General features: G+C 61.9%; 13 protein-coding genes. 8 read left to right on the plus strand and 5 right to left on the minus strand.

The window, feature by feature from the left end; translation table 11 throughout:
* The first annotated feature begins 165 nt into the window (after window positions 1–165).
* Together ACYJP6_RS17455 and ACYJP6_RS17460 are read left to right on the plus strand one after the other, a co-directional pair.
* On the plus strand, window positions 166–723 hold the full coding sequence (locus ACYJP6_RS17455; protein ID WP_459476307.1) for a hypothetical protein: 558 nt from the start codon (window positions 166–168) through the stop codon (window positions 721–723).
* A 320-nt stretch (window positions 724–1043) separates the two neighbouring features.
* Window positions 1044–1436, plus strand: a complete 393-nt coding sequence (locus ACYJP6_RS17460) for a RidA family protein (RefSeq protein WP_459476309.1) — start codon at window positions 1044–1046, stop codon at window positions 1434–1436.
* A 186-nt stretch (window positions 1437–1622) separates the two neighbouring features.
* Here the strand turns inward: ACYJP6_RS17460 and ACYJP6_RS17465 are convergent, their stop codons facing one another.
* Genes ACYJP6_RS17465 through ACYJP6_RS17480 form a run of 4 tightly spaced genes read right to left on the minus strand, consistent with a single transcriptional unit; the run spans window position 1623 to window position 6161 of the window.
* A complete protein-coding gene (locus ACYJP6_RS17465; protein ID WP_459476310.1) occupies window positions 1623–2990 on the minus strand; it encodes an MmgE/PrpD family protein in 1368 nt (455 codons plus the stop codon).
* 20 nt (window positions 2991–3010) lie between these two features.
* Window positions 3011–3982, minus strand: coding sequence for an amidohydrolase family protein (locus tag ACYJP6_RS17470; protein ID WP_459476312.1), 972 nt, complete (start codon window positions 3980–3982; stop codon window positions 3011–3013).
* Window positions 3976–5298: an MFS transporter gene (locus ACYJP6_RS17475; RefSeq protein WP_459476314.1), complete on the minus strand. Its 1323-nt coding sequence runs from the start codon at window positions 5296–5298 to the stop codon at window positions 3976–3978. Before ACYJP6_RS17475 ends, ACYJP6_RS17470 begins: the two co-directional genes overlap by 7 nt.
* A 47-nt stretch (window positions 5299–5345) precedes the next feature.
* Window positions 5346–6161, minus strand: a complete 816-nt coding sequence (locus ACYJP6_RS17480; protein ID WP_459476316.1) for an amidohydrolase family protein — start codon at window positions 6159–6161, stop codon at window positions 5346–5348.
* Window positions 6162–6373: 212 nt separating this feature from the next.
* Here ACYJP6_RS17480 and ACYJP6_RS17485 point away from each other — a divergent pair, with 212 nt between their 5' ends.
* From ACYJP6_RS17485 to ACYJP6_RS17500, 4 genes are all read left to right on the plus strand, one after another.
* Window positions 6374–7297, plus strand: coding sequence for a LysR family transcriptional regulator (locus ACYJP6_RS17485; protein ID WP_459476318.1), 924 nt, complete (start codon window positions 6374–6376; stop codon window positions 7295–7297).
* 214 nt (window positions 7298–7511) lie between these two features.
* Window positions 7512–7925: a hypothetical protein gene (locus tag ACYJP6_RS17490; RefSeq protein WP_459476319.1), complete on the plus strand. Its 414-nt coding sequence runs from the start codon at window positions 7512–7514 to the stop codon at window positions 7923–7925.
* 55 nt (window positions 7926–7980) lie between these two features.
* On the plus strand, window positions 7981–9165 hold the full coding sequence (locus ACYJP6_RS17495) for an MFS transporter (RefSeq protein WP_459476321.1): 1185 nt from the start codon (window positions 7981–7983) through the stop codon (window positions 9163–9165).
* 679 nt (window positions 9166–9844) lie between these two features.
* The gene (locus tag ACYJP6_RS17500) at window positions 9845–10159 is read left to right on the plus strand and encodes a hypothetical protein (RefSeq protein ID WP_459476323.1); all 315 of its coding nucleotides are present in this window, start codon (window positions 9845–9847) and stop codon (window positions 10157–10159) included.
* Between the two features lie 96 nt (window positions 10160–10255).
* Here ACYJP6_RS17500 and ACYJP6_RS17505 read toward each other — a convergent pair whose 3' ends face one another.
* Complete coding sequence (locus ACYJP6_RS17505; RefSeq protein ID WP_459476325.1) at window positions 10256–10510, minus strand: hypothetical protein; 255 nt, start codon at window positions 10508–10510, stop codon at window positions 10256–10258.
* A 151-nt stretch (window positions 10511–10661) separates the two neighbouring features.
* Between ACYJP6_RS17505 and ACYJP6_RS17510 the strand changes: the two genes are divergently transcribed.
* Window positions 10662–10910: a hypothetical protein gene (locus ACYJP6_RS17510; RefSeq protein WP_459476327.1), complete on the plus strand. Its 249-nt coding sequence runs from the start codon at window positions 10662–10664 to the stop codon at window positions 10908–10910.
* A gap of 2022 nt (window positions 10911–12932) precedes the next feature.
* Window positions 12933–15068: a hybrid sensor histidine kinase/response regulator gene (locus ACYJP6_RS17515; protein WP_459476329.1), complete on the plus strand. Its 2136-nt coding sequence runs from the start codon at window positions 12933–12935 to the stop codon at window positions 15066–15068.
* The last annotated feature ends 45 nt before the right edge of the window (window positions 15069–15113 follow it).

Raw genomic sequence — 15113 nt, forward strand, 5'->3', positions numbered from 1 at the left:
CAGCGGCGGGCCGCCCGCCCGCTTGCTACCCCACAAGACGGCTGGGGATACCCTCGTTCAAGGATGCGACTTGAACGCCACTGGCAACCGCCAAGGCTGGTGTCTAGCCTTAAGGAACTCGTAATCCCCCGAGGGCATGATGAACGCCAGGACGTTGGAGGCATCATGGATCTGATCATTCAACACTTCGAAGGCCAGCCCTTCGTCAGCAACCCGTACGTACCCGGTACGTCGCTTCGCCAAGACCTCTTCGAGCGACAATTCACCATCCGCCTGCATGGGTCGATGGAAGTGTCGGAAGACTCCGGTCGCGGCACCCGCCACCTCGATGGCCATGTCGAGCTCGGCCAGTGCGGTCTGCTCGAGGACATCCTGCCCATCGCCCTGGCGGCGATACGCCAGGAGCGCTATCCCACAGCACCCAAGGTGCTCAGTTTCTGCCCGAAGCGCATTGCCGTTTCCGATCGCCGCGGTCATTTGGTCATGGCCGGCAAGGTGAATCGACTGACCCGCAGCATCGACTGGATCGACCCCTGCCGCACCGTCGAGGAAGAACAGGTCGTGCTGGCGCAGATCCAGCTGTTGCGCTCGCGCTCGGCGTTCCAACACGACTGGGACAATCCCGGTATTGCCTGCCTACCGGACATAGACGCCGACCTGCTCAAAGGGCGGCTGGTCCACAAGGCCTGGCGAACCCATGTCCAGGCCTTGCTGAGCGCCTGATTCCCAGCGCGAGCGCAGCAGGGACGGCTATGCAGCCGGCGGCAAGGGTTTGTGGGAAGGGCGCTGTTCCGGGTAGCGAGTTCGTGGCGGCGTTAGTGCGCAAAGTCGCGGCAATGTACCGAGCAGGCGCTGCCGGAGAACTGCCTTGCAAGGAGCGGTTGCTTGCGAGCATCCGCGAATCCTGACCAGGCGAAGAACGCTAACGGGCACCGCCAGACTGTGGGTACGCTCGGCCGCTAGCGTCGCTGAATGCCGACTAGCCAGGCATCGCTGCGCCACTGATGCTAGCGTTGGTCCTTTAGCCACTGGGCGCAGAGATAATGACGGACCGTCAATTGATCGTTCCGGCCAGCATGACCTTGCTCGTCGAGCGTGCGGGCTACGTTCCCGCAGTAAAGGTGGGAAAGACCCTGTATTGCGCAGGCCAGGTGGGGCGCACTCCGCAGCTGGAGGTCATCCACGACCCGGAGCAACAGTTCCTCGCCGCCTGGGAGAACCTTCGCGTCGTCCTGGCGGCGGGTGGTTGCGGCTTCGAAGATGTGGTGGAGATGACGACCTACCATGTCGACCTGCAGCAGCACATGCCGGTCTTCCGGCGGGTGAAAGACGAGGTCTTTCCCCGCGGCACCTGCGCCTGGACCTGCCTGGGCGTCGCCGAACTGGCTCGCCCCGGCTTGCTCGTCGAGATCAAGTGCATCGCCGTGCAGCGCTAGGCTCGATAGCGCCAGCGCGGGTTGCTCAGGAACTCGGCGATCAGAAGCCTTATCCCGGAGACTTCGCCAGCGAGGCGGTCCAGGTTGGGAGGCCAGCCAGCGCGGCCGCTCAACCGAGAGGTGACCGAGCCGCTGCCTGCTGGCGGAAGGCCGTAGTTCGTCGCACTACCACCCAAGCGGTCGTCCTCAGCCCTTCTGCGCCCAGAACTCTGCCAATTCGCGTACCGAGCCTGCCTCTTCCAGACTCACTATCCGCTCCTGCAATGTCCGTACGGCCTCTGCCGGGAGTGCCTGGCTGGCGCAATTCTGGTACTTGGTCGCGATCAATTCGAAGGGCGCTGGCTGCTCCGCGGTACGGCCATGGGGATGGTCCAGCTGCAGCGTCAGCTGCCGGCCATCGCGCAGGTCCACTTCCAGCCGGGTCAGGTAGTGGCCGGCCACGGCCTGGGTTGGGTCGGGATGGGGGGCGGCGTCGATCCGGGTCATGAGTGCCTGGGCAGCGGGATCCTCGTAGGCCTCGGGCGTGAAGCTGTCGAGTACGATGCGCCCATCCAGCAGGGCACGAGCCAGGCAGTACTGGACGCTGAACTTGGCATCCAGGGCATTGCGCAACTCGGGCCGGTTCACATGGGTCAGGCGCAGCGGATGGATGCGTACCCGGACGGTCTCGACATCGGCGGCGGTGAAGCCCGCCTCGCGCTGGAGACTGAAAAGTGCATCCAGGCTCGCATGGGTGCTGTCGCAACAGGGATAGAGCTTGATACCGATACCGGGGTACTCGATGTCCAAGGGCGCCCCCCAGTCGGCCAGGGCGCGAGTGGCGTCATAGTGCCCGCGACCGTTGAAGACCTCGTAGAAGCCCTGGGGATGCTCCAGGGCGTCGCTACTGGCGGTGAAACCACGCTCGGCCAGCAAGGCGGCCAGCAAGCCGTGGCGCGCGCTGTGACCGACATGGAAGGGTTTGGTCATGGTGCCGAAGTTGGCCTTGACCCCCGAGGCCAGGGATACGCACAGGGCCAAGGCCATGGCCGTGCGCTGCTCGTCCAGGCCGAGCAGCTTGGCGCAGGCCGCGGCTGCGCCGAAGACGCCGAGGGTCGCGGTGGGATGCCAACCCTTGTCGTAGTGATGGAAGTTGACGCTGCGGGCCAGGCGCGTCTCGGTCTCGAAACCGGCGATGAACGCCAGCAGCAATTCCGCGCCACTGCAATCGTGGGTCTGGCTCAAGGCCAGCAAGGCCGGCAACAGCGGCGCGGACGGATGCCCGCCCATGGCGATGTTGACGTCGTCGAAGTCCAGGGCATGTGCGGCCGCACCATTGATCAATGCGGCGCACAGCGGCTCGAGTCGCTCGCGCCGGCCGAACAGGCCTGCCGCGCCCGGCGTGGCAAGGCCAGGCGTGCGCAGCAGGGTTTCCACCACGGGTTCATGGGCGCCCGCCAGTGCGCAGCCCAGGGTATCGAGGATGGCGATCTTGGCATTGGCGAGGGCGGTCGCCGAGAGGTCGTCCCAGGTCAGATCGCAGATCCGCCGGGCAAGCGCGAGGGTCAAGGTCATGGGGCTATCCTGTAGGGCCGTCACGCCCAGTAGAGTTGATCGGGGTTGTCCACCAGCACCTGGCGCTGGAGCTGTGGATCGCCCACCCACCGCAGCACCTGATCCAGCGCGAAGCCGTCGTCTTCCTCGCGGAAATGTTCGATCCCATCTCGACTACGGCGAGTACCGGGTGCCGGCATGGTGTGGGGCCAGTCACTGGCCCAGAGCAACCGGTCGGGCCGCGTCTTGGCCAGGCGGGTGACGAAGGGCGCGACGTCCGCATAGCCGGATTGGGTCGAGACCCGGTATAGCGCCGACAACTTGACGTAGAGCCGCCCGCTGGCGAGCAGCTCCAGCAGTGCGGCATAGCCTGGCTGCTGCTGTCCGGCAGCCGAATCCAGGTGGCCGAAGTGATCCAGCACCACGGGTACCGGCAGGCGCTGCAGCGTGGGCGCCAGGGCCGCCACGGTGGCGAGGTTGGTGTAGAGCTGGAGATGCCAACCCAGATCGGCAATGGCGCGCGCCAAGGCCTGCATAGCCGCCGCGACCCGCGTCGGATCGGGCTGTTTGCCGAAGGTCTCGAGGTTCAGCCGCAAGCCACGGACACCGTCGGCGTGCAGGGCCTGCAGGACCCGGGGCTCCGGTGCTTCGGCTACCACCGCCACCCCCCGGGCCCGCTCCGGACCGAGCTGGCGCAAGGCGTCCAGCATGCAGCTGTTGTCGCTGCCGTAGGGACTGGGCTGGACCAGTATCACCCGCTCGAAGTGCAAGCGCTGCAGGTGTTCGCGCAGGGCGGGGAGCGGGGCCTCGTCCGGGGTATAGACGCGCTCTTCCGCATAGGGAAAACGCTGGGGATCGAAGACGTGCACATGACAGTCGCAGGCCTTGGCCGGTATGGCCACAGCCGGTGTGGCGTAAGGGGTCGTCGCGACCCGGCTCCAGCCGAGGCGCGGTAATACGGAGATACCGGCCCCGAGTCCGATGAAACTCATCACTTCGCGCCGCTTCAGCATTGCGAACCCTCCACCGCTACCTTGCCGGTCCGCCGGCCTCGGTCACGCAGGCCAACCAGCAGCAGCGCCAGAGTGCCCAGGGCAGCCAGTGCCACCAGTGGCGTCAGTGCCAGGGTGAAGCTCCCGGTCGCGCTCTGGATGGCCCCGAGCAGATAGGTGGTGAGGGACGCCGACAGACTGCCCACCGCGCTGACCACCGCGATGCCGGTCGCGGCCGTCTGGGCCGGCAACCATTGCGTGACCATCGCCCAGAAGGGGCCTTTGGCGGCGTAGGTACCGATCAAGGCCAGGCTGAGGATCACGATGGTGGCGCTCAGCGAGTGGAAGAAGGGTGTCGCCGCCAAGGCCAACCCAGACAAGGCCAGCGGCAGCGCGGTATGCCAGGTGCGCTCGTCGCGCCGGTCGGAACTACGCCCCCAGAGCACCATGGCCAGGGTCGCGACGCCGAACGGCACGGAGCTGAGTAGACCGTTCTGCAGCGGTGTGAGACCGAAGGCGCTGATGATCTGTGGCTGCCACAGGGACAGGCTGATGCCTACCGAGATCACCCCCGAGTAAATCAGGCAGAGGACCAGCACGTAGCCGTTGCGCAGGGTCTGTCCGATGCTGAGGCGACCGACCGGCGTCGTCTCCCGAGCCTCGAGGGCCAACCGCTCGTTCAGCCAATCGCGCCGTACGGGAAGCAGCCAGCCGGCGTCCTGCGGCCGGTCGGGCAGCATTTTCAGGCAGCCGAAAGCCAGCAGCACCGCAGGCAGCCCTTCGAGGATGAACAACCATTGCCAGCCACTCAGGCCGTGCCAGCCGTGCAGCTCCATCAAAGCGCCCGACAGCGGTGCGCCGATGAAGCTCGAGGCCGGGATGGCGACCAGGAAGAGCGCCGAGATCCGTGCCCGGTAATGCTTGGGAAACCACTGGGAAATGTAGAAGATCACCCCGGGCAGGAAGCCGGCTTCGGCGGCGCCCAGCGCCAGGCGGAAGGCATAGAAGGACAGCGGTCCCTGGATCAGCGCCATGCCCATGGAGACCGTGCCCCAGACCACCATCATGGTGGCGATCCAGCGGCGTGCACCGATGCGTTGCAGAGCGGCATTCGCGGGTACGGCGAACAGGCAGTAGGTGATGAGGAACAGACTCGCGCCAATACCGAAATGGTGGGCGGTCAGGTCAATGTCGCCGCGCATCTGCAGCGCGGCGAAACCGACGTTGATCCGGTCGATGTAGGAGACCAGATAGCACAGCATCAGGAAGGGCAGCAGTCGCCAGGTGATCTGCCGCATGGTCTGGCCTTCGAGGGAAGCGGGGTCGCGCGTGTCCATGGTTACACCTTCATTGTTGTTGTGTGGCGTTGAATGGGGGATGACGGTTAGCCGTAGAGGGCGTCCGGATTGGTCTGCCAGATCGCCCGCAGCAGCCCCGGATCGGCCAGCCAATGCGCCAGGCGCTGGAGGTTGTCGCCATCGTCCACCGGTCGAAACGCTTCGATCTGGGTCGGCTCGCGCTTCTCGCCAGGCAGGCCGCCGGTGTGCGGCCAGTCCGAGCCCCAGAGCAGACGCCTGGGATTGGCCGCGACCACTGCCGCCACCAGGGGCCGCAGGTCCTCCTGGCCAGGCAGCCGAGACACCCGTGAAGGCGCTGACAGCTTCAAATAGACATTGCCGTCCTGCAGCAGGGCCAGCAGCGCGGCGAAGCCCGGCTGGGCGCCACCCTGTTCCGCCCGGACCCCGGCGAAGTGGTCGAGCACCACCCGGCATGGCAGATTCGCCAGGGTGTCTTGCAGGGCCGCGAACAACGGCAGCTGGCTATAGACCTGGACATGCCAGCCGAGGCCGCAAATGCGCTCGGCCAGGCGTTGCAGCTGCTCCCGAGCCTGGACGGGATCGTCCTGCCCCTGGGTCTGCAGATTGAGTCGGACCCCGCGTACCCCGGCCTCGTGGAGCCTCAGCAGCTCACCCTCGCGCAATTCCGGATCGATCACCGCCACGCCGCGGCAACGGCCCTGCTCCCGTTCCAGCGTATCCACCAGCAGCTGGTTGTCCGTGCCGTACACACTGGGCTGGACGATCACCGAGCGGCCCAATCCCAGTCGTTGGCGCATCGCCCTCAGCGCCGCCAGCGGCGCCTCGCCAGGGGTGAAGCGCCGCGTCGGGCAGAAGGGATAGCGGGCGTCGAAGACATGCACGTGGCAGTCCCAGGCATCGGCAGGCAGCCAGGCGAGCGGCTCGTGCGCGGCTGGTCCAGGGCAGTGGGCAGTCTCGACATCGGGTCGGGATGGGCGAAGGAGATCTAAGGGCATGGGCGGCGTCCTCGTGTTACGCCATTCTTCGCCGCTCCTCCTATAAACGGCCAATCAGAATATGATCGACCTCCATAACTCAGGATTATGACCCGACCATGAATCTCAGACATCTGGAGGTCTTCCACGCCATCATGCGGACCGGCTCGGTCACGGGTGCCGCGCGCCTGCTCAACGTCAGCCAACCGGCTGTCAGTGCAGTGCTCAAGCACTGTGAGAGCCAACTGGGCATGGCCCTGTTCGTCCGTTCTGGCGCCGGGCTCACCCCGACCCCGGAAGCCCTGGCGATCTTTCCCGATGTGTCGGCGGTGTTCGACCGGCTGTCGGCGGTGGACAGGCTGGTACGCGACCTCAGCGGCGGCATCCAGGGGACCCTCACCCTGGCCGGCTGCTTTCCGGTCACCAATGGCGTCCTAGCCGAAGCGGTGGCGTCCTTCATGGTCCAGCGACCGGCCATCCGTATCGCGCTGTATTCGGGCTCCTCGCCGGAAGTGCTGCAGCAGGTGGCCAACCGGGAAGTGGAACTGGGTATCGCCTACGGCCCTATCGTCCATGCAGAGGTCGAGACCGAGCTGCTGTTCAGCTCCAGCATCGCCTGCGTGTTACCGGACGACCATCCCCTCGCCCAGCAGACCAGCATCCACATCCAGGACCTGGCGCCCTACCCGATCATCACCTATCTCAACCAGTCGCCGATGCGCTCCTATGTCGATCAGGCCTTGAGCGAGGCCGGCGTCGTGCCGGATATCCGCGCCCAGGTGAGCCTGGCGTTGACCGGCATGATGCTGGCCCGATTCGGCGCCGGCATTGCCTTGGTCGAGCCCTTTCTGCTTTCGGTCATGAGGCTGCCCGGCCTGGTGGCACGACCGCTCACGCCCAGCATCGCGGTGCGGACGCTCATCCTGAGACACCGCGATGCACCGCGATCCCGGATGCAGCAGGACTTCATCGAGCATCTCAAGCAGCGCTATGCGCGTCCAGGCGAGTTGCCGCTGTTGCAAGCCGTGACCGCGGGACACTGAGTGGGTAGTGAAAGGGTTGCCGTCGAACCCTGGAAGCGGCGGTGGGCCATGCGGTTTGTGCGCCAAGCCAGCTACTGAGCCCCTCAGCGGCCGCACTTTGGAACGGGTTCGCCTCCGGTGAGATTCGTCATTGTAAACACCAAAACGAAATGCAATTCTAAATAACGATGCGACATCACGATCAGTGGCACCCAATAACTCCAAGAGAATGCCAATGACTATCGGCTTCAGAGCCTCAGATACAGGTCCCAACGGCAGCGCGGATCGGCTAGCCAAGGTATCGCTGGCCAACCTGAGCGACACCCTGCAGCCAGGGACCGTCAGCGGCAGTCGCCGCGACTTTCTAACGCTCGCGGGCGTGCCGGCTGGCGCGGTACCCACTGCACAGCATCGCCCGGACGACGAGCTACTAGTACCGGGCATGCTTCCTGCCACGGTCATCGACTTTGGAATAGCGGTGATCGCTGACGAAGGGCGCCAGCGTGACGGGCCAGTGGCTCCTCCAGCTTCCTTGAACCTCCGCGTAACGGTCGAGTTCGAGCGAAAGGACCCGCTTGCCAACCGCGACAAAGCTGCGCAATTGGCCCGTACAGCCCTCGTGCATCGAGGCTGCGTGCTGCCGAACTAACCTCGAGAGAACGGCCTTGGCGAAACCTCCATCCGCTTCACGTTGGCCTGCCGCAGTGCGAGCCCTCGCCCATCGCGACTTCCAGATCTATTTCGCGTGCCAGGGCGTATCGACTCTGGGCAAGTGGATCCAGCAGGTCGCCCTCTCCTGGATGGCCTATCACGTCACCGCCTCCGCTACCTTGCTGGGCGTGATCACCTTCCTGACGCTCGCCCCCCAATTACTTGTGGGGCCGATCGCTGGCGCCTGGATCGACCGCCGTGACAAGCGCCGCTGCCTGATCGCCGCGCAGTCGATGTTGGCAATCCAGTCCCTGTTGCTCGCGCTGCTGAGCTGGCAGGGCTGGATCGACGCGCCGATCCTGATCGCCATGGCCTTGGCCCTGGGCTTGCTGAATGCCCTAGAGACTCCACTTCGCCAGGCGCTGATCGGCAGTTTCGTGGCCGATGCCCAGGATCTGCCCAACGCCCTGGCGCTCAATGCCATGCTGATCAATGCCGCCCGCTTCATCGGCCCGCCGTTGGCTGGTGCGTTGATCGCTGCCAGCAGCGAGGCGATCTGCTTCCTGATCACCGCGATTGCCTTCGCAACCCTGTTGCTGGGCCTGGCCAAGGTGCAGGGCAGCGCGACCGACAGAGCCAGTGGTTCGACCAGCGAGATGTTTCGCGAAGGCCTGAGCTACGTGTTCCGCACCCTCTCGGTCCGGCGGCTGATGCTGGGGGTTATAGCGGTCAACCTACTGGCCTCCAACTACAGCGTCCTGCTCCCGGTGCTGGCCAAGACGCTCTACCTCGGCGACGCCAGAATGCTGGGTTGGCTATGGGGCGCGGCAGGCGCCGGGGCCTTCGTCGCGACGATCATGCTCGCCCTGATCGGTGCCTTGCACCGGCTGCGGCGAGTGATCTTCATCGCCGAGCTGTGCTGCGCCCTGGCCCTGTGCCTGCTGGCGTTCAAGCTGCCGCTCCCCTTCGCCCTCGTGTTGTTGGCTCTGCTGGGCTTCGGCATCACGGCCAATAACGTCAGCACCAACATGCTGCTGCAAAGCGATGCGCCAACGGCGCTGCGGGGCCGCGTGATCGCCCTGTACATCGCCATGCGCTTCGGCTTCGAGGCCGTGGGCGGCCTGCTCGCCGGCCTGCTCGCCAGCGCGGTAGGCGCCCCTATCACCCTCGGCATCGCCGGCCTGCTGCTGCTCACCTTCCGCGCGGTGGAAAGTCACTTCAATTCGGCGAAAGAATGATGGAGAGATTCGACCAACGTGCTGCTGGCCCACCAGGCTGGCGTTTCCTGTCGCATGTGGTGAAACACCCTGGGACCGGGGGCGCTTTGCCTGGAGTCCATACTCTCGCCGATGAGGACCCGACGCGCCTCAAGGAATAGGCGTTGTTGGAAAGTGTGCCGCCAGGCCTACCTTCTTTACCGCGGCATTCGAGACACGACCAGCCGGCTCGCGCGATTGATCGAGCAGGCCATTCTGACAAGGGCGGTTCAGCTTCCCTTGCCGTATCAGAAAGCTGGCTTCGCACTCATCGTCGCCGCATCGGGCACCGGGTTAGTCGACATCCACAACCACCGGCATCTGGCTCCGCCTTTGGAGGCTATGTGGGAATTGGGCCGATCCCGTCTTTCCGAAGAGGGGGCCGCCGAGATCGGTCGCGAGAAGGCGCCCCTGCGAGAAGGCGCCCCTGTTGGCTGCTTTCGAGCGGTATCCCGTAATCAAGGCCGTTACCAAGGTGAAGAACACAGGGCCTGCTCCCCCTTACACTGATCAGCGCCCCAGCGCTAAGCACCTTACAACTCTGCCCAATCGAGCTCGAGAGGTCGATAAGGTTGCACGTCGAAGAGCAAAGCTTCCAAGTAGCGCAGCGGCCAAACAGCGGGCTATATTAGTTGAAGTCCATATCGCCTGGGAAAGTGCCATGCCGCTCTCCAGTCATCAAAGAGCGCAACTTTCAGCTGCTCTAGCGCGCTATATTGCCGACTTAGAGAATGCACAAGACTTGCAGGCACTGGAGATACACTTCCATCGGGCAGGCGCCTATATCGCCGCGATTCGAGACTTGGAGGTATCGTCCACCGGACAGACCGACGGATTGTTGCTCGTGATCGATATGATCTACCGACAGGGTCTGGCCAGGCTCGCGGGTACTCTTACCGGCAACAGCTTTTTCAAAGCTGCATCAGACCCCAGTCTCTTTTTCAAGAATCTTGATCCTAATGACCATAAGAGATAAGAACCCTAAGTATCCACTGACGATTCCAAGGTATAGGGGTTAATCCTCACCCCCCTCCGGTACAACAGCATTAATGCCCCGACTATGCCTGCACAGTTATGACAAGGGTAGCAGGATCATGTCCGAATCCAGCGGGACGTGAGATCCCCTCAACCGCAACTCGTTAACGGCGTGAAGGATGATCAGGTTCAAACTTCCCGCATGGCTTAGCATTGCCTTGGAAATCAAGCGCGTCACCTTTGCCGGTACTCCAGGATCTATCAGCGTCAGCATCAAACCTTCGCTTCGCCACTCGGCAAGGTGCTTTACCGGCGGATCGAGCGAAGCCAATACCTTACCCAGACCCTTCATGGTTAGCTTCCTTACAGTCGGATGGCGAAAAGTTCAGCGCTGGCTGTCTCACTGCTAGGCTATACAACGCTAAAGCGAGGCATGCACGTCGAGGCGACGACTGGGCGGCTTTTATTGTCTGGACTACAAACTTCTGCTAGGGAGGTACAGAATGAATGCAGAAAATCGTCGGCATGGCCTGTACCTCATGGAGCGCCATGCAAAAGCGCAAGACGACATTGACTGTCTCCTACGCCAAATTGAAGAGTGCCGTGGACAAGAACGCTCGCACGCGCTGAAGGAAATGCTCGGTTTATGTGTCATTCAGCAGCGACGAAACCAAGCGACGGTACAAAACGCTTTTCTCTATTTCCTCGATCTGGATGAAAATCAACCTCATGAGCCAAGGCAGCCGCCCTAATGCCGTAGGTATGGCGCTCCAGCATGCCCTTCAATCCTGCCGACGAACTGCCACAGCAAAACTCCGTACAACCTGTCTAATCAATCAGACAACCAACCCAGGGTCTGAATGAAAGACGTCGAAAAAACGCTGCGCCAACATCAACAGTTACAGCTCGAGCTAGTAGGCTACAGAAAACGAGCACGGGTCCTGGCTGTACACATACTTGAGTCTCGAACATTGGCTACCCCTTGGTGTAGCTGGATATCCGAAAGACTGTCCCATGTCACACCGCTCGAACTTCGAGCCCTCACCCGCCTGGAGCTCAAAAGACTCCTGGGTCCTGATCGGCCTCCGAGGGATGGAATCGACGCCGAGTAAATCGACAATAGTGATGATTCAGCTGTCTTCCAAGTCCGTATTTCCCCTCTAGCGTACTGCTTTCAGCTCGACCGGGCTCTTCGCCAGACCCAGTCAGCATTCCGAGGAGTCTCCATTCGGTGAGCGTCTGATCTTGGCCTGCAAGAGACCGTAAAACTATCAGGCGCGCTAAATCTTGATAGGTATCGAGATCCAGACAGATATTAGAGGTAGCGATAGACACGAAATTTTCGACTACCTCTCCTAGCCCCGCTCCATCCGTAGTCTGATGAAAGGGCGGACCGATGGATCATCAATTAGATTGACAGATCCACCAACCCAAACAACACCGAGACCACCATCCGCAATCACATAAAGAAAACGCGCCATCTGCAAGACGCCATCCTACAGACAATGAATGAGCTTAGAAAAAAGAGAGAATGAATGGCTGAGCTAATCGGTGACACGACCCCACAAGGCTCAATGCAAACTCAAGCCAACCATGCCTCCACACGGAAGATCACCACCAATCAAAGATCACGACAGCAATTCCAATCAGGGCAAAGGTACCAACCACGAGAGAGAACAGGATACAGCTTACGGACGAAGCGCCCTTACACATAGAGCTCTCCGATAAGGCGGATTTGCCTAATCCATGGACCTTACTCTCCCATCGTGGTTAGTACACCTCCAACTGAAAGCACAGGTTTCCGACCAGAGGTCGGAGATTGACTCGCTCTTTGATTCAGGAATTAATTCTTGCAATCAACCAGGTATATGGGCAATTAGGGAAGCAGTCAGACGAGAAGCGCGCCCCCGCCGTTTCAGTAGAAAATCCGCGTCTGATTCGCCTTTTCAGGACCTACGTCTATACTCCTCCCTGGAGCGGTCTCTCGTTGGACCCTACGGCTGCTCACCCTACTCTCTTGGCTATGTCGTACCAGACACAGGGCCCCTGGTAATTAGTCCTTACCCTAGGTACTCGTACCATGCCTTCGAAAATATACATCGGTCATGCTGACCTGATATTCGACCATACCTTTCTAAGCCCGAATACCGATATTTTGTTGGAACAACCTGGCGCAAGAACTTTTTTTCTGTCTTTCCGCAGCGCGACAGCCGCCCCAGAAACCTATGAGCGCCTGGCTGTCAGCTTCCCCTCGCACCAGCTGTCTTTCAAGGGACTTATTGTCGGGTTTGGTCAATGCGCGATGTGGACTTCGCTGATAATGGAACTCGAGGGTACCGCGGCTCGATGACGCCCTGTCCTGATTCGGCGGCTCGTGAAGAGCACCTGGCTATCGGGTGATAGCAACTACTAGACAGAGAGGGGTCTTGGCCGCCGAGTCTTGTAGAGGCTCGCCGAAGATCATGTCATCAAGATCGGCGACGAGATGACGGCGCCAGGGGTCGCTCATGGCATCCCGAGATAATGCAGTGAAATCATGGGTGACAGGCTGACGCTCCGATCCTTTTCCCTGGCTTCTGGCCAGGAGCAGTGGCCACCGCCAGCCAATAGCGCTGTTCGCGCTTTCAGCCACCCCGGTTCCTCAAATGGGCCGTCTTCCAATAGTCATTCGTCACCTTGCGCTGCACTGATAGCGAAGCGACGAATGGCACCCGAATAGCTCTGTTTCAAGACCTGCGCCGCTATCCCGCCTGCCTGCACCCTCGTAACCTTGATTGCCTGACAAACCCTTATTGCGCGAGACTTTTCCTTTGGCTTCAGAACACGACCTGGACAGCATCGGCGCCCTTCGCCAAGAGGTCGCCCATCTGCGCCGGCAGCTGGATCGCAAGCAGAGTTACAACCAGTTGGTGTTCGACAGCGCTCTCGATTACGCCATCGTGGTAGGAGATTCGACGGGCAAGGTTACCGAATGGAGCGAAGGCGCCCATCAGATACTTGGCTGGACTCGCGAGGAAATGCTTGGCCAGTCCTTGCACCGTATCTTCACCGTCGAAGATCGAGAGATGGGCGTGCCTGAGCGGGAGATGGGCCAGGCCATCAGCCAAGGGCGCGCCGATGACGATCGCTGGCATCTGCGTGCCGACGGTCAAAAGTTCTGGGCCAGTGGCGTCATGATGCCGATCTGGGACGACGGCCAATTCTCGGGCGTGATCAAGATCATCCGCGACCTGACGGAGCGGGTAGAAGCGGAAGCTCGACAGCAGCGCCATACCGAACAGCTCGCGCAGCAGTTTCAGCAGTTGGCGGAAAATATCCCTCAGCTCGTCTGGATATCGGATCTCAACGGCAACGACCTTTACTTCAACCCTCGCTGGGAGGCCTTCTCCGGCCTGTCCGCCGCTCAGCTCAGCAACGACGGCTGGCACAGCCTCATCGACGAGAACACTCGTGAGCAAATCACTGCCGAGCGCGCCCATGCCCTCGCCACTCAAGGCGAATGGGAAGCCACCTTCAAGATGCGCAGCCGGAGCGGTACCGACCATTGGTGCCTCTGCCGAGCCTCACCTATTCGCAATGCCGAAGGCGAGGTCATCCGCTGGTTTTCCACCTGTACCGATGTGGATGCCATGCAGATACGATCCAGCACCCTGGAGCAGGACGCTGCCGACCTCCGCACCCTTTCAGCCAGCCAGGACGCAGCGCTAGCCCAATCCCACCAGGATCTGAGTAACGAGCGTCAAGAGCGAAGCGCGGCTGAAGACAAGGTTCGCCAGCTGCAGAAGATGGAAGCGGTGGGCCAGCTCACTGGCGGTATCGCCCACGACTTCAACAATATGCTAACGGTCATCATGGGCGGCCTGAACATGCTGATGGTTAAGCAGCAGCGCGGCGATCAAAACGTTCAGCGCTATGCCGACCTGGCCCTCGAAGGTACCGTTCGCGCGGCGGAGCTCACCCACCGGTTACTCGCCTTTTCCCGCCAGCAGCCGCTCGTACCGGAAGTCGTCGATCTCAATCGTTTGGTCAGCGGTCTCTCCGGTCTGCTGCAACGCACCCTGGGCGGCAGCTATCAGTTGGAGATCGTCCGCCACGGCGGGCTGTGGCTGACGCAGGTGGACATCAACAGTCTGGAACAGGCGGTGGTCAATCTTTGCGTCAACGCCCGGGACGCCATGGAGGATGGCGGTGCCATCACCGTTGAAACCGGCAATGTCTATCTGGATGACCACTATGCCAGCGAAGAAGGCGTGCAGGCCGGTGAATACGTCATGGTCGCGGTGAGTGATACCGGCACCGGCATGGATGCCCGGACCCTTGAACGTGTGTTCGAGCCCTACTTCACCACCAAGCCCGTTGGCCGCGGTACCGGCCTAGGCCTGTCCCAGGTCTACGGTTTCGTTGCCCAGTCGCATGGCCATCTCAAGATCTACAGCGAGGTCGGCCATGGTACCGCGGTCAAGATCTACCTCCCGCGCTATCTGGGTGAAGCCAAGCCCGTCGAGCGCCTCCAGGTACCTCTCGATGCAATACCTCGGGCCCAGGAGAACGAGCTGATCATCGTCGTCGAGGACGATCCCCGCGTCCGGCTGCTCACCGTCGAATCCCTGATCGAGCTTGGCTATCGAGCGCTCGATGCTGATAGCGGAGAGACGGCGCTGAGTCTGCTGGCGCTCCACCCCGAAGCCGCCCTGGTGCTCACCGATATCGTCATGCCCGGCATGACCGGTCGCCAGCTGGCCGACCACATCGTTCTACATCAGCCGCTGATGAAGATTCTGTACACCACCGGCTATACCCGAAACTCCATCCTTCACAATGGCACCCTGGAACGCGGGGTCTTCCTTCTGCCCAAGCCATTCACCCTGCGTGACCTGGCGGTCAAGGTGCGGCAAGTGATCGATGCCTAACCATTCGTCTTTCAACGACAACTTAAGCCAAACGTTTGGTTCCAA

Source organism: Pseudomonas sp. No.117, assembly GCF_054558395.1.